The 22,853-nt window shown below is 70.8% G+C and carries 24 protein-coding genes; 6 read left to right on the forward strand and 18 right to left on the reverse strand.

Going from position 1 to position 22,853, the window contains the following annotated elements; genetic code table 11:
• The 5 genes from ACT3T5_RS16900 to ACT3T5_RS16920 form a co-directional block, all read right to left on the reverse strand.
• On the reverse strand, positions 1 to 678 hold a 678-nt coding region (locus tag ACT3T5_RS16900; protein WP_444595019.1), incomplete at its 3' end, for a YhgE/Pip domain-containing protein.
• Positions 679 to 758: 80 nt separating this feature from the next.
• The gene (gene gluQRS, locus ACT3T5_RS16905; RefSeq protein WP_444578805.1) at positions 759 to 1,694 is read right to left on the reverse strand and encodes a tRNA glutamyl-Q(34) synthetase GluQRS; all 936 of its coding nucleotides are present in this window, start codon (positions 1,692 to 1,694) and stop codon (positions 759 to 761) included.
• 31 nt (positions 1,695 to 1,725) lie between these two features.
• Positions 1,726 to 1,935, reverse strand: coding sequence for a hypothetical protein (locus ACT3T5_RS16910; protein WP_443335534.1), 210 nt, complete (start codon positions 1,933 to 1,935; stop codon positions 1,726 to 1,728).
• 145 nt (positions 1,936 to 2,080) lie between these two features.
• The gene (locus tag ACT3T5_RS16915) at positions 2,081 to 2,740 is read right to left on the reverse strand and encodes a GNAT family N-acetyltransferase (RefSeq protein ID WP_444594988.1); all 660 of its coding nucleotides are present in this window, start codon (positions 2,738 to 2,740) and stop codon (positions 2,081 to 2,083) included.
• A 34-nt stretch (positions 2,741 to 2,774) separates the two neighbouring features.
• Positions 2,775 to 3,563: a hypothetical protein gene (locus ACT3T5_RS16920; RefSeq protein WP_443397960.1), complete on the reverse strand. Its 789-nt coding sequence runs from the start codon at positions 3,561 to 3,563 to the stop codon at positions 2,775 to 2,777.
• A 260-nt stretch (positions 3,564 to 3,823) separates the two neighbouring features.
• Between ACT3T5_RS16920 and ACT3T5_RS16925 the strand changes: the two genes are divergently transcribed.
• Complete coding sequence (locus tag ACT3T5_RS16925; protein WP_444594989.1) at positions 3,824 to 4,360, forward strand: peptidylprolyl isomerase; 537 nt, start codon at positions 3,824 to 3,826, stop codon at positions 4,358 to 4,360.
• 178 nt (positions 4,361 to 4,538) lie between these two features.
• Here ACT3T5_RS16925 and ACT3T5_RS16930 read toward each other — a convergent pair whose 3' ends face one another.
• Together ACT3T5_RS16930 and ACT3T5_RS16935 are read right to left on the reverse strand one after the other, a co-directional pair.
• The gene (locus ACT3T5_RS16930) at positions 4,539 to 5,393 is read right to left on the reverse strand and encodes a VIT1/CCC1 transporter family protein (protein WP_444594990.1); all 855 of its coding nucleotides are present in this window, start codon (positions 5,391 to 5,393) and stop codon (positions 4,539 to 4,541) included.
• Between the two features lie 188 nt (positions 5,394 to 5,581).
• Positions 5,582 to 7,783 (reverse strand): MMPL family transporter, encoded by a 2,202-nt coding sequence (locus ACT3T5_RS16935; protein ID WP_444594991.1) that lies wholly within the window; start codon positions 7,781 to 7,783, stop codon positions 5,582 to 5,584.
• A 238-nt stretch (positions 7,784 to 8,021) separates the two neighbouring features.
• Between ACT3T5_RS16935 and ACT3T5_RS16940 the strand changes: the two genes are divergently transcribed.
• On the forward strand, positions 8,022 to 9,176 hold the full coding sequence (locus ACT3T5_RS16940; RefSeq protein ID WP_444594992.1) for a DNA glycosylase AlkZ-like family protein: 1,155 nt from the start codon (positions 8,022 to 8,024) through the stop codon (positions 9,174 to 9,176).
• A gap of 158 nt (positions 9,177 to 9,334) precedes the next feature.
• Positions 9,335 to 10,255 (forward strand): rhomboid family intramembrane serine protease, encoded by a 921-nt coding sequence (locus tag ACT3T5_RS16945; RefSeq protein ID WP_444594993.1) that lies wholly within the window; start codon positions 9,335 to 9,337, stop codon positions 10,253 to 10,255.
• An 857-nt stretch (positions 10,256 to 11,112) separates the two neighbouring features.
• Here the strand turns inward: ACT3T5_RS16945 and ACT3T5_RS16950 are convergent.
• A complete protein-coding gene (locus ACT3T5_RS16950; RefSeq protein ID WP_444594994.1) occupies positions 11,113 to 11,568 on the reverse strand; it encodes a pyroglutamyl-peptidase I family protein in 456 nt (151 codons plus the stop codon).
• Positions 11,541 to 11,741 (reverse strand): hypothetical protein, encoded by a 201-nt coding sequence (locus tag ACT3T5_RS16955; RefSeq protein ID WP_444594995.1) that lies wholly within the window; start codon positions 11,739 to 11,741, stop codon positions 11,541 to 11,543. Before ACT3T5_RS16955 ends, ACT3T5_RS16950 begins: the two co-directional genes overlap by 28 nt.
• Before the next feature lie 95 nt (positions 11,742 to 11,836).
• Between ACT3T5_RS16955 and ACT3T5_RS16960 the strand changes: the two genes are divergently transcribed.
• Positions 11,837 to 12,493 carry a GNAT family N-acetyltransferase gene (locus tag ACT3T5_RS16960; protein ID WP_444594996.1) on the forward strand — a complete coding sequence of 219 codons (657 nt, stop codon included), beginning with the start codon at positions 11,837 to 11,839 and terminating at the stop codon, positions 12,491 to 12,493.
• Between the two features lie 178 nt (positions 12,494 to 12,671).
• On the opposite strand, the gene ACT3T5_RS16965 is transcribed toward ACT3T5_RS16960, so the two are convergent.
• From ACT3T5_RS16965 to ACT3T5_RS16990, 6 genes are all read right to left on the reverse strand, one after another.
• Positions 12,672 to 13,184, reverse strand: a complete 513-nt coding sequence (locus ACT3T5_RS16965; protein WP_444578814.1) for a lamin tail domain-containing protein — start codon at positions 13,182 to 13,184, stop codon at positions 12,672 to 12,674.
• A 258-nt stretch (positions 13,185 to 13,442) separates the two neighbouring features.
• Complete coding sequence (locus ACT3T5_RS16970; RefSeq protein ID WP_444594997.1) at positions 13,443 to 15,260, reverse strand: ABC transporter ATP-binding protein; 1,818 nt, start codon at positions 15,258 to 15,260, stop codon at positions 13,443 to 13,445.
• Positions 15,257 to 17,098, reverse strand: coding sequence for an ABC transporter ATP-binding protein (locus ACT3T5_RS16975; protein WP_444578816.1), 1,842 nt, complete (start codon positions 17,096 to 17,098; stop codon positions 15,257 to 15,259). The genes ACT3T5_RS16970 and ACT3T5_RS16975 overlap by 4 nt, the downstream gene beginning before the upstream one ends.
• A 180-nt stretch (positions 17,099 to 17,278) precedes the next feature.
• Positions 17,279 to 17,470 (reverse strand): hypothetical protein, encoded by a 192-nt coding sequence (locus tag ACT3T5_RS16980; RefSeq protein WP_444578817.1) that lies wholly within the window; start codon positions 17,468 to 17,470, stop codon positions 17,279 to 17,281.
• Positions 17,471 to 17,512: 42 nt separating this feature from the next.
• Entirely contained in the window at positions 17,513 to 17,872 is a 360-nt protein-coding gene (locus tag ACT3T5_RS16985; RefSeq protein WP_444578818.1) for a hypothetical protein, read from the reverse strand.
• 52 nt (positions 17,873 to 17,924) lie between these two features.
• Positions 17,925 to 19,343: an alpha-amylase family glycosyl hydrolase gene (locus ACT3T5_RS16990; RefSeq protein WP_444594998.1), complete on the reverse strand. Its 1,419-nt coding sequence runs from the start codon at positions 19,341 to 19,343 to the stop codon at positions 17,925 to 17,927.
• A gap of 98 nt (positions 19,344 to 19,441) precedes the next feature.
• On the opposite strand from ACT3T5_RS16990, the gene ACT3T5_RS16995 reads away from it, so the two are divergent.
• Positions 19,442 to 20,230, forward strand: a complete 789-nt coding sequence (locus ACT3T5_RS16995; protein WP_444594999.1) for an alpha/beta hydrolase — start codon at positions 19,442 to 19,444, stop codon at positions 20,228 to 20,230.
• 119 nt (positions 20,231 to 20,349) lie between these two features.
• Positions 20,350 to 20,634, forward strand: coding sequence for a YciI family protein (locus ACT3T5_RS17000; RefSeq protein WP_444595000.1), 285 nt, complete (start codon positions 20,350 to 20,352; stop codon positions 20,632 to 20,634).
• A 167-nt stretch (positions 20,635 to 20,801) separates the two neighbouring features.
• On the opposite strand, the gene ACT3T5_RS17005 is transcribed toward ACT3T5_RS17000, so the two are convergent.
• The 3 genes from ACT3T5_RS17005 to ACT3T5_RS17015 all read right to left on the reverse strand — a co-directional run bounded on the left by ACT3T5_RS17005 (position 20,802) and on the right by ACT3T5_RS17015 (position 22,853).
• Positions 20,802 to 21,326 (reverse strand): hypothetical protein, encoded by a 525-nt coding sequence (locus ACT3T5_RS17005; RefSeq protein WP_444578826.1) that lies wholly within the window; start codon positions 21,324 to 21,326, stop codon positions 20,802 to 20,804.
• A 120-nt stretch (positions 21,327 to 21,446) separates the two neighbouring features.
• Complete coding sequence (locus ACT3T5_RS17010) at positions 21,447 to 22,364, reverse strand: LysR family transcriptional regulator (RefSeq protein WP_444595001.1); 918 nt, start codon at positions 22,362 to 22,364, stop codon at positions 21,447 to 21,449.
• 54 nt (positions 22,365 to 22,418) lie between these two features.
• The gene (locus tag ACT3T5_RS17015; protein WP_444595002.1) at positions 22,419 to 22,853 is read right to left on the reverse strand and encodes a VOC family protein; all 435 of its coding nucleotides are present in this window, start codon (positions 22,851 to 22,853) and stop codon (positions 22,419 to 22,421) included.

Consider the following 22,853-nt stretch of genomic DNA (forward strand, 5'->3'; position numbering starts at 1 on the left):
CGTGAAGCCCACGTAGATGTTGTCGAGGTACTGCTCGAGCACGCTCGCGCGCAGGGAGTCGGTCAGGGCGGTGCCCACCGACTTCGTGAAGTTGCCGCCCACGTAGTTGACCGAGTCGTTGGTGGTGACGGTCAGCAGCGCGGGGGCGGCCTTCTCGGCGTCGCCGCCCAGGGAGGCGACGTTCGCGGAGAAGTCCGACGGGATCTCCACGGTGGCGCCGTAGGTGCCGTCCTCCAGGCCGCGATGGGCCTCCTCCGGGGAGACCTCGACGAAGTGGAAGACGTTCTCCTTGTCCATGTCGAGCAGGGTGTCGGTGAACTCCTGGCCCACGTCGATCGTGGTCTCCTCGCCACCCGGAGGCGTCGTGGTCGCGCCCTCGTCCTCGTTGACCACGGCGGCGGTGACCTGGTTGAGGTTGTTGCTGGGGTCGAGGAAGGACCAGGTCATGTTGCCGGAGTAGATCAGCGGCACCAGGGCCAGGCCCACCACGAACAGTGCCGCGATCGGCTTCTTCCACTCCGACGGGAGCAGGGCCGTGGCACCGCGGCCGGTGGCGGCGATGCCGCGCCCGGTGGCGGAGAAGACACGGCCGACGGCGTCTGCGGCGGAGCCGATGGCGGACGCGACGGCACGGACCGCCGTTGAGAGGGCGGTCAGGAGAGCTCGAAGAATTCCCATCACGGGAAGTACGATACAGAGGTGTATCGAGTTTGGATATCACCCAGAAGTAAGTGTGGTGGGGGAGACGTGGGGAGCGCTCAGGAGGGCAGCTCCACCACCCACGGCTCGTGCACGAGGGCCGACGGGTCCCAGCGTTCCAGGAAGTCCGCGGCGGTGCGACAGCCGGGCAGGCCCAGGGAATCACCGATCCGGCCGACGACATCCGCCGTGCTCTCGCCGCGCTCGAGGCGGTCGCGCAGGGTCACGGCCCCGTCGCGCTTGGCCAGGCGCGCCCCGTCGGTGTTCACCGCGAGCGGCACATGGGCGTACGTGGGTTCCTCCAGCCCCAGCAGCTGCGCCAGGTACGCCTGGCGGGGCGCCGAGCTGAGCAGGTCGTCGGCCCGCGTCACCTGGTCCACCCCGGCCGCCGCGTCGTCGACCACGACCGCCAGGTTGTAGGCGACCACGCCGTCGCCGCGGCGCAGCACCAGATCATCGACGGATCCGGTGACCGTTCCGGCCCAGAGGTCCTGGACCGTCCAGTCGCGCGTCCCGGCACGCAGGCGCAGCGCCGGTTCCCGCCGCAGCTCCCGCATCCGCGCCCGGCCGGCCTCGCGGGCGGCGGGCGAGAGCTCACGGCAGGTGCCCGGATAGGCCCCGGGCGGGGCGTGCGGAGCGCTCGGGGCGTCCTGGATCTCCCGCCGCGTGCAGTAGCACTCGAAGACCAGGTCGCGCTCGACCAGGTGGGTGATCGCGGCGTCGTGCGCGGATCCGCGCTCGGACTGCCGCACCACCTCGCCGTCCCAGTCCAGGCCGAGGGCGGCGAGATCCTCGAGCTGTCGCGCCGCGGAGCCCTCCTGCACCCGGTCGAGGTCCTCGATGCGCAGATGGAAGGCCCGGCCGGTGCGTCGGGCGAGGGTCCACGCCAGGATCGCGGTGCGCAGGTTCCCCAGATGCAGATCGCCGCTGGGGGAGGGGGCGTAGCGCCCGGCCCCCGGTGTCGAGGAGGGGGTCGTTGCGGCCGGGGCATCCATGGCGCCCGAGTCTAGGGGTGCCGCGCCGTGTTCAGGGTGTGGCCGTGCCGTCCTCGGGGTCGCTCGGAAGCTCGATCCGTATCCGGCCCGTCTCGAGGAACGAGGCGTCGGGGCGGTCCTCCACGAGGCTCGTGTCCTCCTGCTCCGAGGCGATCTCGATCCTGGAGACCCTCTCGTTCGCGCCCGGGAAGTATTCCGGCAGCGAGGGCACGCCGCCGGGTCGAAGGGGATTCCTGCGCATCGTGACCACTCTTCCGTCGTCCGTCGTCCGCTGCTGGCCGCCGGGCGCCGCAGCCTGCCGGTCGCTGCAACCTTCTGGTCGCTGCTGGCCGTCGGGCGCTGCCGCCTGCGGGTGATCGCGACGCCGGCCTCTGCGAGCCTGTGGCTCAGAGGGTACGCGGCGGGGTCCGACCGGGAGGGCGGATCAGCAGGATGTCCCCCTCCCGGCCGCCGGGTGCAGCCCGACCCGGCGGGGCCGGGGCGAAACCGAGCCGTGCGGCGAGGGAGCGCGAGGGGCGGTTCGCCTCGGCGGTCACGGCGATCACCTCGTGGTCGGCGCCACCGAGACGGGGATCGGTGAGCACGGCGGCCATCGCCTCGGTGGCGATGCCGTGCCCGGTCGCCGCAGGGGTCAGCCGCCAGTAGGCGCTGAGGGACTGCTCGCCCTCGTGCTCGAGGTGCGTCAGGCCGACGACGCCCAGCAGGCCGGAGGGAATCGCTGCACCGCCCGTCTGCTGTATTGGTGCTGGTGCTGGTGCTGGTGCTGGTGCTGGTGCCTGTGCTCGCGCCCGCACCGTGAGGTAGCCGGTGCCGTGCTGCTGCCACGCCTGGATCCACCGGTCCAGCACCCAGCGCATCTGCTCACGGTCGGTGAGCGGCTCGGTGAGATCCTCGGCGAAGGCGCGGGGATCGGCGTGCAGCGCGAGCAGCTCCTCGAGATCGTCCTCGCCCACGGGGGTCAGCCGCAGGCGCCGTGTCGTGAGGATCCCGCGCATGACGACGGCGCGACGACCGCCGTCGAAGGACGGGGTCGCCGCGCCGGGCACGGAATGCTCCGCGGTCAGGGTGCTGAGCCGGGACTCAGACGTCGCTGCGGTGGTTGCCGCGCTTCTCGTCGTCCGAGGCGCCGTTGCTCTGGTCGAGGTCGGAGTCGACCTTGACCTCCTTGGGGGTCGTGTCCGAGGAACGGTCGTCGCCCTTGAGCGCCTGCGCCACGTCGCCGGCGTCGGCCGAACCGACGGTGTCCGAGACGGTCGAGGAGTCGTCCTCGCTCGAGGCGGAGGCCGGGTAGTGCGCGCGGGCGAAGTCCGCGGGCGGAGCCCACGGGTCCTCGACCGGACGCGTCTTCTGCCAGGCGATGTAGCCCGCAGCGGCACCGGCGGCGGCCAGCCCGAGGACGAGCAGCACCTTGCCGGCGCGGTTCTTCTTCACAGCCGGGGTCGGGGCGAGCGCGGCCGATTTGATGTCGCCCTGGCCCTTCTCGAGCTCGCTGCGGGCCGCGTCGACGGCGGCCTTCAGCACGGAGCCGGTGGTCTCGGCGGTCTTGCGGGCGCGCGGGATGTAGTCGTCCTGCACGTCCTGCTTGAACTTGTCGGCACGCGGGCCGAGGTTCGAGGACAGCTCGGAGATCTTCTCGCCCTGCTGGCGGAAGCGCTCCTCGACGCCCGGGCCGTACTGGTCCACGAGGCCGGTGGCGCGCGAACGCGCCTCGCGGGCACCCTCGGACACGACCGGGCCGACGGTCGCGGCGAGCTTCTGGAGCTCCTCCACGGCCTTCTCGGCCCTCTGTGCGGTCGAGCCTGCGGCAGCCGCGGTCTTCTCGGCCTGCTTCTTGGCCTTCTTGGACTCACGCTTGGTGGTCAGCGCCATGAGGTTCCCCTTTCGGTCGAATCCGCCGGGTCGGGCCGACGGTGGTCCCTGGGCCGGGGCATCCCGGAGGATGACACGACCCGTGTGGCACAACTCTAACGCGAGCGAGTATGTGCGGTCCTCGGACAAAGGTCAGGTTTGCTCCCTGCCGAGCGGTCGGGCCTGGGCACAGCGGGTGTCCGCTGAGGGCGTACGGCTCCACGGAGCGCTCCGGGGCGGGCTCCCGGTGCCCGATGCGAGGTCTGTGGGAAGATGACCGCATGTTCGCAACTCTTCATACCAATCACGGGGACATCCGTCTCGAGCTGTACCCCGATCACGCCCCCAAGACCGTCGACAACTTCGTGGGCCTCGCCGAGGGCACTCGCGAGTTCACCGACGCCGAGTCCGGCGAGAAGGTGACGCGTCCCTTCTACGACGGCGTCGTCTTCCACCGCATCATCTCCGGCTTCATGCTGCAGGGCGGCGACCCGCTGGGCACCGGCACCGGCGGCCCCGGCTACACCTTCGACGACGAGATCTCGGAGAAGAACTTCAACGAGCCGTACGTGCTGGCCATGGCCAACGCCGGCAAGCGTCGCAACGCGATCACCGGTCAGCCCTCCGGCACCAACGGCTCGCAGTTCTTCATCACCGTGGGCCCGACCCCGCACCTGCAGGGCAAGCACACCGTCTTCGGTGCCGTGGCCGATGAGGACTCCAAGAAGGTCGTCGACGCGATCGAGGGCGTCAAGACCGACATGCGCGATCGTCCCCTCGAGGACGTCGTCATCAACTCGGTGACCATCGAGAAGTGATCCCGTTCGGGATGCCCCGTTGAGCGCAGTCTCGGCGAGGGGCCCTTGATAGCGAGAAGGCCCGACCCCTGCTGGGGTCGGGCCTTCTTCGTGTGTGGTCCTCGTGGCTCTCGTGGCTCAGGGCGCGCGCCCATGGGCCTGCACGACGGTGGGCCCCCGGGGACCAGCGGGCCGACGGTCAGCCGATGGCCACGCCCAGCGCCGCGCCGATCCCGTAGGTGACCAGCAGGGCGAGCAGGCCTCCGGCGATCGTCCGGACGGTCGCCCTGCGGGCCTGCGCCTGACCGAGACGGGCGCTGACCATGCCCAGCACGCCGAGGGCGATCACGACGGCGGCCATGGTGACCGGCAGTCGCCAGATGGCGGGGGAGATGAGGATCGCCAGCAGCGGGATCACGCCGCCGATCGCGAAGGAGACCAGCGAGGTGATCGCGGCGCCCCAGGGGGAGACCACAGCGTCCCCCTCCACGCCGTGGCGGAACCGGGTGTGGGCGTCCAGGGCGTCGTGGCGCTCGAGGGAGTCGGCGACCGACTCCACGACGTCGTCCGGGATGCCGGTCTCGGTCAGAGCCTCGACCAGGTGGCCATGCTCGCGGCGGGGCTGTGCGGCGAGATCGGCGCGGGTGCGGGCGATGAGGGCCCGATCCGTGTCGCGCTGGGTGGAGACGGAGACGTACTCGCCCATCGCCATGGACAGGGCACCGGCGACCAGGGCGGCGAGGCCGGAGATCAGCAGCCAGCGGATGTCCGTGGTGGCACCCGCGACGCCGACCGCGAGGCCGGCCACGGAGACGATGCCGTCGTTCGCCCCGAGCACCCCGGCGCGCAGCCGGTTCACGCGCTCCGAGCGGGAGGCGCGCTCCCGCTCCAGGTCCGACGGGGTGCGGGAGGCGGAAGTGGGCGTGCTGGGGGCTGCCGGCGCAGGGCCCCTGCGAGTGCCGGGGGCGCTGGAGGTGCCTGCGGCGGTCGGCGCTGCGGGGCGTGGGCGGGCCGACGGCGGTGCCGTGGGAGGGAGCGAGTCGACGAGAGCCATATCGGCACTCTAGTTGTTTGGACTCAGTACAGACAAGCAAGGTGAGGCTACGCTGACCTGCATGAACGTAAGGTGAGGCTTTCCGAATCAGGCAACTCTATCGGGCCGTAAATCGCCGGACGGGGCCCGCGGGTCTCCCCGCGGGCCCCGTCGATCCGGTGGCTCCGCTGCGCGAGCGGTGGCGCTGCTCAAGCGGTGGGCTTGGAGGGCCACCACATGCGGTCGCCGATCAGGGCGAACAGTGCAGGCACCAGCACGGTGCGCACCAGCAGGGTGTCCAGCAGCACGCCGAGGCCCACGATCAGGCCCAGCTGCCCCAGCACCACCAGCGGCAGCACCCCGAGGGCGGCGAACACTGCGGCGAGCACCACACCCGCGCTGGTGATGACCACGCCGGTGGAGCCGACGGCCCGCACCATGCCGTTCTTCGTGCCGTGCTCGACGGCCTCATGCCGGGCGCGGTGGACCAGGAAGATCGTGTAGTCCACGCCAAGGGCGACGAGGAACAGGAAAGCCAGCAGCGGCACCGTCACGTCGAGCGCAGGGATGTCCAGCAGAAGACGTCCGGCCCACAGACCCAGGCCGATCGCGGCGACAGCGCTGGCCACGTTCACCGTGAGCAGCACCAGCGGCGCCACCACGGCCCGCAGCAGGACCATCAGCACCAGCAGCACCACGCCCAGGATCATCGGGGCCACCACCAGCAGGTCGCGGGTGGAATCGGCGCGCACATCCATGGCGCTCGCGGTGGTGCCGCCCACCAGTGCGTCGGCCCCGGAGAGGTCGTGCAGGGTGTCGCGCAGTCCCTGGGCCTCGTCGATCGCGGCGGGGGACTCCGGCTGAGCGGTGCCGACAGCGGAGAGCACGGCCCAGCCGTCCGGCGTGGTGCCCGTGACCGAAGCGCGGTCGATGCCGGGCACGGTCTCGGCGGCCGCCACGGCGGCGTCCGCGGAGTCCTCATGGACCACGATCTGGTGCGGGGCGCTCTCGCCGGCGCCGTAGTGCTCGGCCATCGCGGCGAAACCGGTGGAGGACTCGTTCGCGGAGGCGAACTGCTCATCCTGTGACAGGCCCACCCGGGTGCCGATCAGGCCCGTGGCCAGCACACCCAGGAGCAGCACGGAGATGATGGCGGCGAAGGCCGGTCGCTTGGTGACGGTGCGCGCGACGACCGCGAACGGGCCGTGCTCGGCATCGTCACGACGGGGGGCGGCGTCCGCGGAGGTCTCGGGCTTGGGCACGAAGGGCCAGAACACCTTGCGGCCCACGACGGCGAGCAGCGCGGTGAGCGGGAACAGCACGGCGACGAGGGCGACGACCAGCCCGGCTGCGGCGGCGATGCCGAGTCCCCGGGTGGCGGGCATGACGGCGGCCAGCAGGGTCATCAGCGCGAGCACCACGGTCACGTTCGAGGCGATGATCGCCGGGGCCGTGCGGATCCAGGCGGTGCGCAACGCGGGGCGGTGGTCGTCCGTGGCGTGCAGCTCCTCGCGATAGCGGGAGATCAGCAGCAGGGCGTAGTTCGTGCCGGCGCCGAAGACGAGCACGCTGATCACGCCCGCGTCGAAGGCCAGGGCGAACTGCTCGCCGAGCATCGACGTCAGCGCGCCGGCGGCGCCGTCGGCCAGGGCCACGATCGACAGCGGGATCAGCCACAGGATCGGGGAGCGGTAGGTGAGCAGCAGCAGCACGGCCACCACGGAGATGGTGACGGCGAGGAGCGTGAAGTTCGCGCCGGAGAACGCGCCACGGATGTCGGAGCCCACGGCCGGCCCGCCGGTGACGGACACGGTGAGCTGCTCGGGGGCGGAGTCCTGGGCCGCCGAGCGCAGATCGGTGATCATCGCATCGATCGTGTCGTTGTCCGCCTCGGAGTCGACCGTGGTCATGACCAGATCCGCCTCGCCGTCCTCAGCGGGCATGGGGCCGATCGCGTCGCGGCCGGAGACCTCGGCGAGGTCCGCCTTCAGCGACTCGATCGCGGCGGTGTCGTCAGCCGTCAGAGCGCCGCCGTCATCGCGGGTGACCACGGCGAACACCGGCTGGTAGCGGTTGCCCTCCATGGTGTCGGCGATCGCGGCGGCGCGCGAGGATTCCGAGGAGTCCGGCAGCGCGTCCATCCCGGCGGCGGGGCCGGCGCCGCGCAGGCCACCGGCCATGGCCACGAGGAGCGCGACGAACACGGCGAGCATCACCCAGGCGGAGCGGCGACCGGTGAGGGCCCCGGCGATCCGCTCGGCGAGACGGCCGAGGGGGCCGCGGGGACCGGTGGGGCCCTCGCCGACGGGCGTGGAGCCCGAGTCGGGACCGAGACGGCCCGCGGCCGACGGATCGGACGGGACGGGATCACCGGCCCGGTGGCGGTGGGTGAGCGGTGTGGATGCAGGCACTGTGGGTCCTTCGTAAGAAAGCCGCTGGTGGCGGGAAATTTGCGGTCCCCGGATCGGGTGCTTCCCACGCTATGGACGGGCCGACGGAAGGGGATCAACCGTTCGATGTATTCGCCGGACGGGCGTGGGGCTGGCGGCGGTGCTGCCAGCGGTGCTGCCGACGACAACAGCCGGGTGCGCTGTCGGGCGGGGGCCGGGCATGAGATCGGACGTGGGTGGTGGCCGCTACTCTCGCTCCATGACGCAGCGACGCCTCGCCGGTGCCCGGATCCTCGCGCAGGGCCTCGCGGGCCCGCAGCGCTTCACGAGCCCGGTGCAGGCCGCACGGGAATTCGGGGCCCATCAGGGGCAGGACCTGTCCGGGGTGATGGCCTCTCTCGCCCTGCGCACCGGGGGAGATGTGGGCGCTGTCCTCGCGGCCTTCGACCGGGGCGAGATCGTGCGCGGCTACCCGATGCGCGGCACGGTGTTCGCGGTCGCCGCCGATACCCTCGCCTGGCTCACCGAGCTGTGTGCGAGCGGCCCGCTGCGGGCCGCGATCTCCCGGCGCAGCCAGCTCGAGCTCGAGGACCGCCATGTGGGCCGCGCGCAGGAGGTGCTCGAGGAGGTCGCCGCGGAGCACTCGACGCCCGGCGTGGGCCGCGGGGTGCTGCGCAAGGAGCTCGTCGCCGCCTGGGAGGCGGCCGGGATCCGCACCGATCAGGGTCGCGGCTACCACCTGCTCAGCGAGCTCATCTCCTTCGGTGTCGCCGCCTACGGGCCCTGGCGCGACGGGGAGACGGCCGTCGTGCTCGCGAGGACCTGGCTGCCCGCGGGCACGGATCTCGACGGCGCCTTCGGGGGCGACGAGGTCGCGGCCACCGCCGAGCTGGCCCGCCGGTATTTCACGACCCGTGGACCGGCGGGGGAGCGCGACCTCGCCTGGTGGTCCAAACTGCCGCTGCGCACGATCCGCGCAGCGATCCCGCTGGTCACCGAGCACCTCGAGAGCGGCTGCGCCGACAAGGACGGCCGCCTCCACGCCACGGCGGCCGAGGCCCGCGGGGGCGATGGTGAGCAGCTGTGGTGGCGTCCCGGCCTCGCCGAGGAGTACGCGGCCCGGGAGAAGGAGACGATGGCAGAGATGCTGCTGCCCGGCTTCGACGAACTGGAGCTCGGCTACCCTGACCGGCTCTATCTCCTGGACCAGGAGCGGCACCACGCGCTCGTCCCCGGGAACAACGGGGTCTTCAAGCGTGCGGCGATCCGTCGCGGCGAGGTGGTCGGCACCTGGACGCGGAAGGGACCCGCCGGGAAGCGGTCACTGGATCTCACCGAGCTGCGTCCGATCAGCGCCCCGCAGCGGAAGAGGTTCGCGACGCTCTTCACGGCCTTCCCGTACACGGCGCCCTGACCCGTCGGCCCCGGGACTGGGCGGCCCGCCCGCCCGTCGGCCCCGCCGCCGCGCGCCCGTCGGCCCGCCCGCCCGTCGGCCCGCCCGTCGGCCCGCTGCAGCCCGCCCCGAACCGCAAGGCACCGCAACGGCCCAGGTGCTCGTGATGGAATGACCCCATGGAACGCCCCAGCTACGGCTACAGCGCCGAGGACAATCCGGACCCAGCGCAGCAGACGGCCCCCGTCTGCCCTCGCCACCCCGACCGGGTGAGCTACGTGCGCTGCAAGCGCTGCGAGCGTCCGGCCTGCCCGGACTGCCAGCGATCCGCCTCGGTGGGCATGCTGTGCGTGGACTGCGAGCGCGAGCTCAGCAAGCAGCAGGCCGCCTCACGCCCCCGCAACGCCATGGGCGGTGGCATGGGCCGCAGCAGGCCCTACGTCACCTACACCGTGATGGCGCTGTGCATCCTGGCCTACCTCGGCCAGACCTTCGTGCCCGAGATCGTGTACCAGTTCGGGGTGTTCGCGCCCTTCCGCATCCTCATCATGCCGTGGACCTTCCTCACGGCGGGCTTCCTGCACGGCGGGGTGATGCACCTGCTGCTGAACATGTACGCGCTGTACATCGTGGGGCAGTACCTCGAGCCGACCATGGGCCACGCCCGGTTCGCAGCGGTGTACTTCGCCTCGCTCATCGGCGGGCACACCGCCGTCTACCTCCTGACCGATCCGATGAGCAACGCCTGGTACGGCGGCACCCTCGGGGCCAGCGGCGGCGTGTTCGGCCTCTTCGCGGCCATGTTCATCGTGAACCGTCGCCTGGGCGGGCAGACCGCGCAGATCGTGGTGCTCATCGCGCTGAACCTCGTCATCACCTTCACCTTCCCGAACATCTCGTGGCAGGGCCACCTCGGCGGCCTCGTGGTGGGCGGCGCGCTCACGGCGGCCATGTTCGCCCTGCGCCCGAAGGCGAGCCCCGGCGAGGACAGGCAGGCCCTGGCCAAGCGGTCGGCACTGCTCCACGCCGCCTGCGTGGCCGGCGTCGTGCTGCTGTGCGTGGTGGCGATCATCGTGAAGACTCTGATGCTCCCCCTCTGAGCGGGACCTCGCCCGGCAGGCACCTGCCCGGGCAGACCCCACCGTGCACGGGCCGGTGCAGCCGATGACGCTGCGCCGGCCCGTTCCGTGTCGTTCCGTTCCCGTGCGACGTGCTTGTGCGTTGGCAGGCGCTGTGTCCCGGCACCCCGGCACCCCGGCACCCCGGCACCCCGGCACCCCGGCACCCCGGCACCCCGGCACCCCGGCACCCCGGCACCCCGGCACCCCGGCACCCCGAGGGCCCTGCGGCACCGCATTCTTGTGGCCTGCGAACCGGGGCGAATGACAACGGTGTGACTATCCCCAGTTGTGGACAACATTGGGGACGGACTGCGATCGAGTGGGGGATGTGGGCCGCGGGATGTGGAAAACCGGGGATGGGGTGTGGACAGACAGTGGGGAAAGCAATCCGGCGACGGTTGACTTCCAGGCCTCATCCCCGCGATCCACAGCGCGTTGACCTCCCTCTGGACTTGATCGGGGCACTCCGGGCCCCACATATCGCGGACTGTGCGAAAAATCGCCGATCTCGCGATGACCTGCAGTGATGGTCGCCTCATTGAGGGGAGGTCAGGAGCGGGAACGGCGCGGATGGGGCCGCTGGACGGGTTATCCTCAACGCCTGGCGCGACACGCCGCATGCGACGCCCGTACCTGCGGAACTACAACTCTGTCATTCGTCCACCACTGTGGAGAGTCTTGTGGATAACCTCTGGATTCAGGCGTGGCAGGGTGTGGACGGAGTGTGGTCATCCACCATGAAGGCGGCTGTCCACAGCCCCGGAGCCCCACGGAGGGCCGCTCTGTTCACCGTCGCCGACATGTGGTAGCGCCGTCGGCACGGGGTGTCGCGTGGATCAGTGCTCGGTGCCGCCGGTCCGTGCGATGTCGACGTCGGTCTCCCGGATCGTCCCGACCATAGACACCAGGGCGGCAGCCGCCGCCTGAGGGGCCACGACGTCTGCCGACGGGACGTGCACGAATCCGCCTCGCACACCCGCCAGCTCAGAGTCGGTCGCGAGCAGGTGCTGGAGGCGGTAGAAGACGTCGTTGCACACGTAGGTCCCGGCGGTCTGCGACACCGAGCCCGGGATCCCCGCCTCGCCCAGTGCGGCGACCATCGCCTTGATCGGCAGGCTCGTGAAGTGGCCGACGGGGCCGCCCGGCACCACCGGATCGCCGACGGGGGAGGCGCCCGCGTTGTCGGGGATGCGGGCATCGCGCACGTTGATCGCCACCCGCTCGGGGGTGATCCCGCTGCGTCCCGCCGCGAGCCCCACGGCGATCACCAGGGCCGGACGATGCGTGCGCACGGCCTGCTCGAGCAGGTCCCGGATCTCCCGAACTCCACGGGGAGCTCGAGAGCCTCGACCCGCAGGCCGCTCTCGCGCAGCACGGGCAGAGCCTGCGAGACCGCCTGCCAGGACTCGTTCTCCACAGCCCCGGCGAAGGGCTCGAAACCGCTCAGCAGCACATCGATCATCATGCGCACAGCCTACGGAGCGGGCAGGACGAGCGGGGCGGAAGGAGGCTGTCGATATTCGGGTGGGCGACGACGGGACCTGGCGCTACCCTGGGGCGATGTCGCTCACGCCCGACCTCGCTGCCCTGTTCCCGCCCTTCGGGCTGCTCCTGCGCGCGGGAGACCTCACCCTGCGCATGATGCGCGACGACGACCTGCCCGAATACGCCGCGCTGCTGCGTCGGCCGATCTTCGCGAACCCCGACTCCCCGGAGGTTTTCCCCTGGTACCGGACCGATCCCGACACCAGGGTGCGCCAGGCGCTGAGCTTCAACTGGCGCCTGCGCGCGGGAGTCTCCCCGGAGGAATGGCAGCTGCCGCTGGGCATCTGGGCGGGCGGCCGGATGATCGGCTGCCAGGACATCAGCGCGAAGCGGTTCGCGGAGCGACGCACCGTCACCACCGGTTCCTGGCTGACCCTCGATGCGCACGGCAAGGGCTACGGGAAGCTCATGCGGCAGGCGATGCTGGTCTTCGCCTTCGACCACCTCGGCGCGCAGCGGGCGGAGTCCTCGGCCGTGCTCGGCAACGCGCCCTCGTTCGCGGTCTCGCACGGCTGCGGGTACGTCGACAACGGCACCGCGATGGGCCCGCAGCCCGGGCCGGGGATCGTCGAGCAGCGCTTCCTGCTCACCCCGGACCGCTTCGTGCGGCCCGCGGTGCCGGTCGGGGTCGAGGGAGTCACTGACCAGTTGAGGGAGCTGCTCGGCGCCTAAACCGGGCAGCTGCCCAGGGGTCGGGAGGGTCGGGCGACCGGAGGTCCCGGTCACGATGGGATCCGTAGCGTCCGAGCGTCTTGGGCGTTCCGGGCGGGCCGATGAGCTCGGGCCGCTCGAGCTGCCGGAGGAACCCTGGCAGCTCGAACGGCCCGAGAGGCTGCTCCGCGCGAACGCGTCAGCAGTAGGCAGTGGTCTTGCTCGTGCGCACGTACGTCTTCGTCGCCTTGTGAGAGCCGCCCTTGTACTTGCAGGACTCGATGAGCTTGCCCTTGTTCGTGTAGGTGCGGGCGGTGTCGCCGGTGTTGTTCCAGACGTAGCCCTTGTTGTTCCAGTACACGGTGCTGGCGGTGTTCTTGCCCTTGCCCGTGCGGATCGTGAGGGTCTTACCCGGCTTGAGCTTCGTGCCCTTGGGGAAGGTGAACTTCTTCGGGCCGCTGTCACGGATCGTGTAGCCGGTGAGCGTGAGGGTCTTCTTCCCGGTGTTCTTCACCTGGATGTACTCCTTGTTGAACAGCTTGTTCTTGGAGTAGTCCTTGCCCGGCGGATCGTAGTAGACCTTCACGATGTCCAGCGGCTTCTTCACCGCGGCCTCGGCGGCAGGTGGAGCGATCCCCACCATGCCCACGACCAGCAGGGCGGCGAGGAGCATGGTCAGGAAACGGGCGCGCGACACAATAGAGGAGAGCATGGGTGCCTCTGAGGGTGAGGGCGATCCGCGGGTGGCCGGTCGGGACGCGACGGTGCGCCCGGGGCTCCTCAGGATCGAGGTGGTTGATTGTGGAAGTAATGTAACCCGCCCGGCGCCTTCGCGCCAGAGATTCTGCGCAGTTGCCCAGCGATGCGCGTCACAGCGCGTTCTTCCTGGTCAGCTCCTCGCTCAGCGACCATGCGGCGACCCGGTGCCGAGGTGGGAGCCGACGCGATCACGTCGGCTCCCACCGCTGGCTCACATGGAGTCCTGCCACGCCTGGTAGAGCGCTGCGAAGCGGCCGCCCTGGGCGACGAGCTCCTGCGGGGAGCCGTCCTCGACGACCTCGCCGCCATGCACCACGAGCACCCTGTCCGCGATCATCACGGTGGTCAGGCGGTGCGCGATGATCAGCGAGGTGCGGTGCCCGAGGAGCTTCGAGAGCCCCTCCTGCACCATGCGCTCGCTGGGGATGTCCAGCGAGCTGGTGGCCTCGTCGAGGATCAGCACGCGCGGATCGGCGAGGAAGGCGCGCGCGAAGGAGATCAGCTGACGCTGACCGGCCGAGACGCGCCCGCCGCGCTTGTTCACATCGGTGTCGTAGCCGTAGGGGAGCGACTCGATGAAGGAATCCGCTCCGATGGCTCGCGCGGCGCCCTCGATCTCCTCGCGGCTCGCCCCGGGCTTGCCGAGCGCGATGTTGTCCGCGACGGTCCCGGAGAACAGGTACGCCTCCTGGGTGACCATGACGATGTTGCGGGTGAGGTCCTTCATGGAGATGTCCCGAAGGTCCACGTCGTCCAGGCGCACGCTGCCCTCGGTCGCGTCGTAGAAACGGCTGATCAGCTTGGCGACCGTGGATTTGCCGGCGCCCGTCTGGCCCACCAGGGCGATCGTCTGCCCGGCGGGGATGTGCAGGTCCATGGGCTTGAGCACGAGCGGCCCGGACTCGGTGTACCGGAAGGCCACGTCCACGAAGTCGACCTTGCCGGATGATGTCGGCAGCGGCGTGGGGTTCTCCTTCTCCTGCACGTGCGGCTGCACGGCCAGGAGGTTCGCGATCTTCTCGAGCGCCGCCACAGCGGACTGGAAGGCGTTGTAGAAGTTCGCGATCTCGTCGACCGGCTGGAAGAACCGGCGGGAGTAGAGCACCAGCGCGACCAGCACGCCGACCTGGAGGTTGCCGTCGAGCACCCGGAAGCCGCCCACCAGCAGCACGGCGGCGATGGTCACGTTCGCGAGGATGCGCAGCGCCGGCTGGTAGATGCCGAACACGTTGACCGAGCGCAGCGAGGCGTCGCGGTAGTCCTGGGCGAGGGTGTCGAACTCCTTCTGGTTGCGCTCCTCCTTGCGGAACGCCTTGACCGCGCGGATCCCGGCGAGGGCCTCGACGAAGTGCACGATCAGCCGCGCCGAGTGGGTGCGGATCGCGCGGTACTCGATGCGGGAACGCTTCTGGAACCAGATGGTCAGCAGCACGCAAGGGATCAGCATCGCCAGCATCACCACGCCGGTCACCCAGTCCATGGTCACGATCAGCACGATCGTGAACACCATGGACAGGAACGCGCCGACCATGACGTTCACGCCCGAGTCCAGCAGCTCGCGCAGGGCCTCCATGTCCGAGGTCTGGCGCGAGACGATCCGGCCCGAGGTGTAGTTCTCGTGGAACTCGAGGTCCTGGCGCTGCGTGAAGCGGAAGACCCTGCGGCGCAGGGACAGCAGCATCTTCTGGCCGACGACGACGGACTGGCGCACGTACCCGAAGGTCAGCAGACCGCCGATGATGGCCGCGGCGACGTTCAGCGCGGCCGCCTGGATGGCAGGGACCGGGTTGCCGGCCTTCAGCTCGGGCAGGCCGGTGTCGATGCCCCAGGCGATGATCGTCGGGCCCGCGACCACGGCGAGCTGGGCGACGACCACCATCAGGGCCATCAGCAGGAACTGCTTCTTGACGGGGGAGATCAGTTCTCGCAGCAGTGCGAAGGAGCGCTGCCGGGAGGCCTTGTTCTCGGCGGCGGTGGGGGCATCCTGGTTGTCGTCGTCCTTGTCCTGTTCGACGGCCGTGGCGCTCATCGCTGCTCCCCCTCCCCGGCGGCGTCGCGGATCGCGGACAGCTCGAGCTCCCCGGTGAGGGTCTCGATGTCCTGGTCGCGGCGGGCTTCTTCTTCCTGGTTGGCGATCACCCAGCGGTAGCGCGGGGAGGTCTTCAACAGGTCCGCATGGGTGCCCACCTCGATCACGCGACCGTGGTCGAGCATGGCCACCCGGTCGGCGAGGGCCACGGTGGAGGTGCGGTGGGCGACGATCAGCGTGGTCGTGCCCGCGAGCACCTCGCGCAGGCGACCGGTGACGGTCTCCTCCGTCTTGGTGTCCAGCGCGGACAGCGGATCATCCAGCAGCAGCACGGCGGGCTTGGCCGCGATGGAGCGGGCCAGAGCCAGGCGCTGACGCTGGCCACCGGACAGGCTCATGCCTTCCTCGCCGATGGGAGTGTCCACCCCGTCGGGAAGGTCGAACGCGAAGGTCGCGTCGGCCGTGCGCAGGGCGAGGTCGAGCAGCTGCTCGCGCTCCGCCTCGGGGAGCGTCGGATCTGCTCCCAGCAGCACGTTCTCGCGCACCGAGTCGGAGAACAGGGTGGCGTCCTCGAAGGCGAACGCAGTGAGGGAGCGCAGGGCGATCAGGTCCATGTCGCGGATGTCGACGCCGTCGATCGTGATGGTGCCGCCGGTGACGTCGTACAGGCGCGGGACCAGCTGCAGCATCGTGGACTTGCCACTGCCGGTCACGCCCACCAGGGCCATCGTCTCACCGGGACGGATCTCGAGATCCACGCCGTCGAGGACGTCGGGGACATGCTCCGGGGCATCCTCGTAGCGGAAGTGCACACCCTCGAGGCGCACCGCTCCGAGAGCTCGGGCCGGGTCCACCGGAACGGGGTGCTCCGGGGAGGTGATCCGGTTCTCCTCGTCCATGACCTCGTAGTGACGGTCCAGGGCGGTGGTCGCGTTGACGGCCTGGCCCAGGAGCATGCCGAGCTGCCGCACCGGGCCGACCACCAGGGTGGCGGTCGCGAAGTACGAGGCCAGCTGCCCCGTCGAGATCGAGCCGCCCGCGGTGAGGTACAGGCCCACCAGCAGGGCCACACCGAGTGCGAGCTCCGGGAGCATGAACATGAACATGTCGAAGCGCGCGATGGCGGTCGCCTTGCGCACCTCGGTCTGGCGCAGCTCCTCGGCCTGCTCGGTGAAGCCTTCGAGGGCCGACGGGCCCCGCCCGAAGGCCTTGAGCACGCGGATGCCCTGCACCGACTGCTCGATGGTGGTGGCCAGGTCGCCGTTCTGGTCCTGCGAGGTGCGCGAGAGCACCGAGAAGCTGCGGTTGAAGCGGTAGGCGATCACGGAGACCGGCACCGCGGCCAGGAAGAAGATGATCGCGAGGATCCCCGAGGAGCGCCACAGCAGGGCCATGCCCACGATGACCGTGACCGAGCTGGTCACCGCCATGATCATGCCGAAGGCGATCCAGCGGCGGATCTGGTTGATGTCCGTGAGCATGCGCGAGAGCAGCTGCCCGGACCCCCAGCCGTCGTGGAAGGAGACCGGCATGTTCTGGATCTTCTCGTAGAAGTTCACGCGGATCTGCTTCTCGACCGTGGTCGAGGGGGCCACGGCGAACGTGCGTCGCAGCCAGATCAGGGACGCCTCGAGCAGACCGAGGGCCAGCACGATCGCACCACCGGTCCAGATGGTCGCGGCGACGGCGTCGGATTCAAGGCGGTTGACGATGTATTCGAGGACCTGGGGGATCATCAGCGCCACGAGGGACGCGGTGAGGGCGCTGAGAAGGCCCAGGTAGAGGCGGAATCGGATAGGGCGGACCGTCTGCCAGAGGCGGCTCATGGTGCCGAGCATGGGGAAAGGAGTCCTCAGGGATTGCGCTGTCCCGGCGGTCGGGACGAAGTCTTAGCCTAGTCAACTATCCCGACGACCGATAGCGCATTCCGCGCGCGTTGTGAATCGATCACCGCCTGGACCGCATCCCTGCCCGTCGCCCCGGCCTCGTTCATGGCGATCACGAGGCGGGGTGAGACGTCACCCGCTAGAGGCTTCGCTCCGTTCGACACGTCGGACCCTCAGGATCTCGAAGACGATGCCTACGAGGAGCACCGCGGCGAGGATCAGCCGGATCACCGGGATCTCGCCGCCGCCCAGCTCGCTCGCGGCGGCACTGAGGAGCAGGCCCAGGGCGAATCCGAGGGCGAGACCGTTCGTCAGATTGCGCATCCCTCCACCCTCGGCCGTCCAGCCGAGTGGGGCGGGGGCGTCTCAGGCCTCGTCGGCCGGTTCGACCGGGCTCCACTCGCTGTAGGCGGCGTCGGAGAGCAGCGCTGCGGCGCTGGCGGTCGCGGCGGTCACGGTGAGCACTGCCGGCCAGGAGCCGATCTTCTTCGCGAGCGGGTGCGAGAGGCCGAAGCCGAGCACGTAGGTCGCGCCGAGCACGGCCGTGGTCCCGGCCCCGCGACGGGCCAGCCAGGTGCGCCCGGCGTAGATCCCGGCCGCGGCGAGCACCACGCCGCCCAGCGGACGGATCCCGGTCTCGCGGGCGGTCAGCCAGCCGCCGATCAGTCCGGCGGTGACGACGGAGGCGGTGTTGACGGATTCGGCAGGCTTGATCGTGATGCTCATGGCCGGGAGCCTACGCCGGGCCGGTGTGCGGACTCTGAAGCAGAGCAGCCCGTCACCGCACCACGGCGATGCCGTGCGCGGGCACCACGCCCGGTGCCGCCGGGCCCACGCCGTCGAGCATGTCGGCGCCGCTGACGGACTCCACCACCTCGCCGGGAGCGGGCCGGTCCTCGTCGCCGAGGTTCAGCACGAGGGTGAGCGCGGAGTGCTCGCCGCCGTCGGCGCTGTCCTCGTCGCCACGGGGGCTCAGCACGATCTCGGCGTAGGTGTTCTCGAGGGACTCCTCGCGCACCACGACGCTCGCCTCGGCGAGCCAGGGCTCGCGCCGGCGCAGGGAGAGCAGGCGCTGGTGCACCTCGAGGATCCGCGGGGCCGCCTCGGGGCGCAGCACCGCAGGATGATTTCCGGTCAGAGACTCGGCAGGGTCTTCGGGGAAGGTGGGGCGCACCGCGTCGTCGCCGCCGGGTCGCTCCTCCTTGACGCCGGTGGCCCCGAACTCGTCTCCCGCGTAGACGGCGGGGATGCCGGGCAGCAGCGCCAGCAGGGCGTAGGTGGCGGCGAGGTCCCGGCCGTCGGTGAGCTGGGAGGCGATGCGGGTGGTGTCGTGGTTGCCCACGAAGGTCAGCGGGTGCGCGCCCCCGTCGGCCTCGAGGAACTCCTGGTGGCGACCCAGCGCATGGGCGAGCTCGAAGAGGTTCCCGTCGCGCAGCGCGGACCAGATCGCCTTCCACAGCTCGTACTGGGTGACCGAGTCCGCGCCGGAGGCCGCGGCGAACGCGGGATAGTCGCCGTGGATGACCTCGCCGAGGATCCACGCGTCGGGGTGCGCGGCGCGTACGCGCTGGATGATCGGGGCCCAGGCGTCGACCCCCGCGGCGTACATCGCATCCAGCCGCCAGCCGTCGACCCCGCGGTCCAGCCACAGGCACATGATGTCCACGATCGCGTCCTGCACCACGGAGTCGCCGAGCTCCAGCTCCACCAGGTCGGCGTTGCCCTCGAAGCCGTAGGGCTGGTCCCCGGACCAGCGGATGTGGGCACCTTCGGGGCTGCCCGGCCCGGTGGAGATCGCCCGACGGGCCACCGGATGCTGATCGGAGACATGGTTGAACACGCCGTCGAGCACGAGGCGGATGCCCCGCTCCCGGCAGGCCGCGATCAGCGCGTCGAAGTCCGCGTCGTTCCCCAGGCGCGGATCGAGGCGGCGATGGTCGAGCGTGTCATAGCCGTGGGAGACGGAGTCGAAGATCGGGTTGAGGATCAGCACGTTCGCGCCGAGGCCCACGAGATGGTCGAGCCATCCGGTCAGGCGTCGCAGCCGGTGCACGACGTTCTCGCCGTCGGCGCCGCCGTAGCCCTCCCCGCCCAGGTCCTCGCGGTGCTGGGGTGCGCCGCAGAAGCCCAGCGGGTAGACCTGCCAGCAGATCGCGTCGCGGATCCAGCTCGGTGCGGACGGCGCAGTCGTGTTCATGCGCCCATCGTAGGCGGGACGTGGTCGAGGGGCACTGCTTCAATGGGCACTGCGCCATTCTCTCCTGCGGCGCCCGTCGACCTCTGGAGTGATCACCGATGATCCGTATGCGCACCGACTTCTTCGCCGAGTCCCTCGGCATGGGCACCTCGATGGTGGTGCTGATGCCGCAGGCCGCCTCCGGGATCGGCATGGAGGGGGCCGACGCCGGCCAGGCCCCGGGCGACGGCGTGCCGGTGCTCTACCTCCTGCACGGACTCAGCGACGACTGCACGATCTGGGAACGGCGCACCTCGATCGAGCGCTACGCGACCGAGAAGGGCATCGCCGTGGTGATGCCGGAGGTGCGGCGCTCCTTCTACTGCGACGAGGAGGCGGGGGAGAAGTACTGGACCTTCGTGGCCGAGGAGCTGCCGGAGCTGGTCGCCCGCACCTTCCACGTCTCCACCGCCCGCGAGGACACCTTCGTGGCGGGCCTGTCCATGGGTGGGTTCGGCGCCTTCAAGCTGGCCCTGAACCACCCCGACCGCTTCGCTGCCGCCGCGAGCCTCTCCGGCGCGGTCGACCTGCTCTCGATGGATCTCAGCGCCCGTGATGCGGCCTTGGCTCCGCGCATCTGGGGAGATCGCGATCTCGCGGGAACCGCCGACGACCTGCTCGGCCTGGTCGGCACCGTCGACCCGCAGTCGCTGCCCGCGCTGTTCCTGGACTGCGGCACCGAGGACGGCCTGCTCGAGCAGAACCGGCGCTTCATCGACGCCGCCGAGCAGCACAGCGTGGACCTCGCCTCGCGCCTGCGCCCCGGCGACCACGCCTGGGAGTTCTGGGACCAGGGAATCCAGGACGTCCTGGACTGGCTGCCGATCCGCCGCGCCACCGGCGCCTGACGGAAGGGCGGCTAGCGCGAGACGTTCGTCGGGCGGGCGGCGTGGTGGGGCACGATGGTCCCAGTCCTGCCCCGCCGACGCCCGACGTCGGCCCCGCATCCCCGACCCCAGGAGCGACCATGGCCGTTTTCGCCGTCCAGTACACCTACACCGACGACGCCGAGAAGACGCAGGCCGTGCGGCCCGAGCATCGCGAGCACCTGCGCGAGCTGCTCGCCGCGGGAACGTTGCTGCTCGCCGGTCCGCTCAGCGGCGCGCCGGGCGCCCTGCTGATTGTGCGCGCCGACTCCGAGACGGCGGCGCTCGCGGCGCTGGACGGCGACCCCTTCCTGCGCGAGGGCGTGATCATCGATCGCAGCGCGCGGGAGTGGTCCGTCTCGATCGGCGAGCTGCCCGGCGCCTGAGGCGAGGGTCGGTCCGGCGTCGGTCATCGAGGTGCATCGGGCGCTGTTCCGGCGTCGGTCACGGGGGTGCATCGGGCGCTGTTCCGGCAGTCGTGCCCACTGGCGCGTGGTGTGCAGCCTCGCCCCTAGAGAGGCAGCCTGTACGCCAGGCGCCACTGGATACGGCGTTACGGTGAGTTTCCCTCGGGCTGGTCCCCACCCTTGGCGCGCTCCCGACCCTCGGCCTGGGCGTCCAGCAGCTGCACGACGCTCGCCGCGGGAGTGATCTCCTCGCCGACGATCACGAGCGGCACGGCCTCGGCCCCGCCGTGCTCTGCGAGGAACTGCTGGGCGGCCGGATCCTGGTAGACGTTCACCCAGATCACGTCCTCCCGGGGGCTGCGGATCGCGGTCTGCAGCCGGGCGGAGAGGGCGTTGCCCGGCGCCCACAGCACGATCGCCACGTCATCGCCGCGACGGCGCAGCGCGGTGGCGAGCGGAGTGTGCGGCCCGGCGTGCAGCGGGCTCGTCCAGTACGCCATGAACAGCGAGAACAGCACGACCGCCACGGCGGCGATCCGCTGCTGCGCCAGCACCAGCAGGCCGGCCGCGATCAGCCCGCCCACCAGCAGCAGAGCCGGCCGCAACCACGCCGAGAGCGGGGCACGGGCGCGGGGTGCAGGCGCAGGGCCGGAAGTATCAGGGCTGGTCATGGGTCCAGGGTAGAGGTGCTCGCTGAGCGCGGCAGATGCGCCGGGTGCACCGGAAGCTCACGATGCACCGAGTGCACTAGATACTCACGATGCACCGGGTGCGTTGCGCGGGCCGGACGCTCAGATCATCGCCGCGGTCGACAGCCGGGTGTTGGTCTCGGCCACGAGCGCATCGCGCAGGGCGCCGACGGCCGGGATCGACAGGGCCCCGCGACGGTTGATCAGGCCGATCATGCGGTCATCGAGGTCCGGCAGGTGGCGCACCACGACGTCGTCGGTCGGGGGAGCGGCCTCGAGCGCGGTCTCGGGCATCAGGGCGACGCCGCCGCCGTGCACGATCAGGCGCTGCACCACGATCGAATCGTCGGTGGAGTGGCGGATCTTCGGCACGAAGCCCGCCCGACGGGCGCTGCTGAGCAGGTTCGCCCGACAGCGCTCGCAGCCCGCGATCCATGGATCCTCGGCCAGGTCCGCCAACGTCAGGTCCGGATCTTCGGCGCGGGGATGCTCGCGCGGCAGCACGGCCATCACGCGATCCTCCAGGAGCGGGGTCCACTCCAGGGTGCCCTCGTCGTCGATGTCGCTGCACGGGTAGCGGAACACCAGGGCGAGGTCGAGGGCGCCTTCGCGCACGGCCGGGATCGCATCCGGCGGCTCGAGCTCGGAGAAGGTGACCTCGAGATCGGGGGCCGTCTTCGCCAGGTTCGCCAGCACCGGCGGCAGCAGCACGGCGGCGGCCGACGGGAACGTCCCGAACTTCACGGTGCCACGGCGCAGTGCCGTGATGTCCGCGAGCTCCTCCTCGGCGGCGTGCAGCTGGGCCGCGATCGCCTCGGCGTGCGCGGCGAGCCGGCCGCCGGCCTCGGTGGGCGTGATGCCGGAGGAGGAGCGCAGCAGCAGCTGGGTGCCCACCTCCTTCTCGAGCGCCGCGAGGTGCTGGGAGACGGCGGGCTGGGTCCAGCCCAGCTCGCGCGCACCGGCACCGATCGAACCGTTGCGCACGACGGTGCGGAAGATGAGCAGACGACGAGGATCCATACGCCTATTCTAGGCGCGGGTAGCAAGCCCTGCTTATGGGTTGAGGCACACCGCTCAGGAGTCTGCAGCCGACGGCTCGCCCGGATAGGTGCCGATGGACCACAAGTTCCCTTCCGGGTCGGCGAGGGTGAGCTCCCGCCCTCCGTGGTCCCGTTCGCGCAGCGCTTGGACGATTCGCGCACCGGAGCCCTCCGACTGGGCGCGGGCCAGCAGGGCGTCGAGATCGGGATCGTCCAGGACCAGATAGGTGCCAGACGTTCCGGGCTCGCGCTGGTACTCCGCGTCCGGCCGATGGTTGCCGAGCATGACGGCGCCGCCGCCGGGCCAGTCCAGCTGGGCATGCGCGATCGTGTCGCCCTCGCCGGGGACGACGAGGTTCTGGGCGAAGCCGAGCACATCGCACAGGAAGCGGATCTCGGCGAGGGCGTCGCGGGCTTGGAAGGCGACGAAGACGCGGGTCGGGGGTGTGGGGTCGGTCGTGGTGTCCAT

It is taken from the genome of Brachybacterium sp. AOP3-A1-3 (assembly GCF_052378285.1).
Taxonomy (GTDB): domain Bacteria; phylum Actinomycetota; class Actinomycetes; order Actinomycetales; family Dermabacteraceae; genus Brachybacterium.

Coding starts and splice junctions, on each gene's coding strand:
- gluQRS (WP_444578805.1), bottom strand. CDS start 1,694: ATGGATGCCCCGGCCGCAACGACCCCCTCCTCGACACCGGGGGCCGGG.
- ACT3T5_RS16910 (WP_443335534.1), bottom strand. CDS start 1,935: ATGCGCAGGAATCCCCTTCGACCCGGCGGCGTGCCCTCGCTGCCGGAA.
- ACT3T5_RS16920 (WP_443397960.1), bottom strand. CDS start 3,563: ATGGCGCTGACCACCAAGCGTGAGTCCAAGAAGGCCAAGAAGCAGGCC.
- ACT3T5_RS16925 (WP_444594989.1), top strand. CDS start 3,824: ATGTTCGCAACTCTTCATACCAATCACGGGGACATCCGTCTCGAGCTG.
- ACT3T5_RS16930 (WP_444594990.1), bottom strand. CDS start 5,393: ATGGCTCTCGTCGACTCGCTCCCTCCCACGGCACCGCCGTCGGCCCGC.
- ACT3T5_RS16940 (WP_444594992.1), top strand. CDS start 8,022: ATGACGCAGCGACGCCTCGCCGGTGCCCGGATCCTCGCGCAGGGCCTC.
- ACT3T5_RS16945 (WP_444594993.1), top strand. CDS start 9,335: ATGGAACGCCCCAGCTACGGCTACAGCGCCGAGGACAATCCGGACCCA.
- ACT3T5_RS16955 (WP_444594995.1), bottom strand. CDS start 11,741: ATGATGATCGATGTGCTGCTGAGCGGTTTCGAGCCCTTCGCCGGGGCT.
- ACT3T5_RS16960 (WP_444594996.1), top strand. CDS start 11,837: ATGTCGCTCACGCCCGACCTCGCTGCCCTGTTCCCGCCCTTCGGGCTG.
- ACT3T5_RS16965 (WP_444578814.1), bottom strand. CDS start 13,184: ATGCTCTCCTCTATTGTGTCGCGCGCCCGTTTCCTGACCATGCTCCTC.
- ACT3T5_RS16970 (WP_444594997.1), bottom strand. CDS start 15,260: ATGAGCGCCACGGCCGTCGAACAGGACAAGGACGACGACAACCAGGAT.
- ACT3T5_RS16975 (WP_444578816.1), bottom strand. CDS start 17,098: ATGCTCGGCACCATGAGCCGCCTCTGGCAGACGGTCCGCCCTATCCGA.
- ACT3T5_RS16980 (WP_444578817.1), bottom strand. CDS start 17,470: ATGCGCAATCTGACGAACGGTCTCGCCCTCGGATTCGCCCTGGGCCTG.
- ACT3T5_RS16985 (WP_444578818.1), bottom strand. CDS start 17,872: ATGAGCATCACGATCAAGCCTGCCGAATCCGTCAACACCGCCTCCGTC.
- ACT3T5_RS16990 (WP_444594998.1), bottom strand. CDS start 19,343: ATGAACACGACTGCGCCGTCCGCACCGAGCTGGATCCGCGACGCGATC.
- ACT3T5_RS16995 (WP_444594999.1), top strand. CDS start 19,442: ATGATCCGTATGCGCACCGACTTCTTCGCCGAGTCCCTCGGCATGGGC.
- ACT3T5_RS17000 (WP_444595000.1), top strand. CDS start 20,350: ATGGCCGTTTTCGCCGTCCAGTACACCTACACCGACGACGCCGAGAAG.
- ACT3T5_RS17005 (WP_444578826.1), bottom strand. CDS start 21,326: ATGACCAGCCCTGATACTTCCGGCCCTGCGCCTGCACCCCGCGCCCGT.
- ACT3T5_RS17010 (WP_444595001.1), bottom strand. CDS start 22,364: ATGGATCCTCGTCGTCTGCTCATCTTCCGCACCGTCGTGCGCAACGGT.
- ACT3T5_RS17015 (WP_444595002.1), bottom strand. CDS start 22,853: ATGGACACCACGACCGACCCCACACCCCCGACCCGCGTCTTCGTCGCC.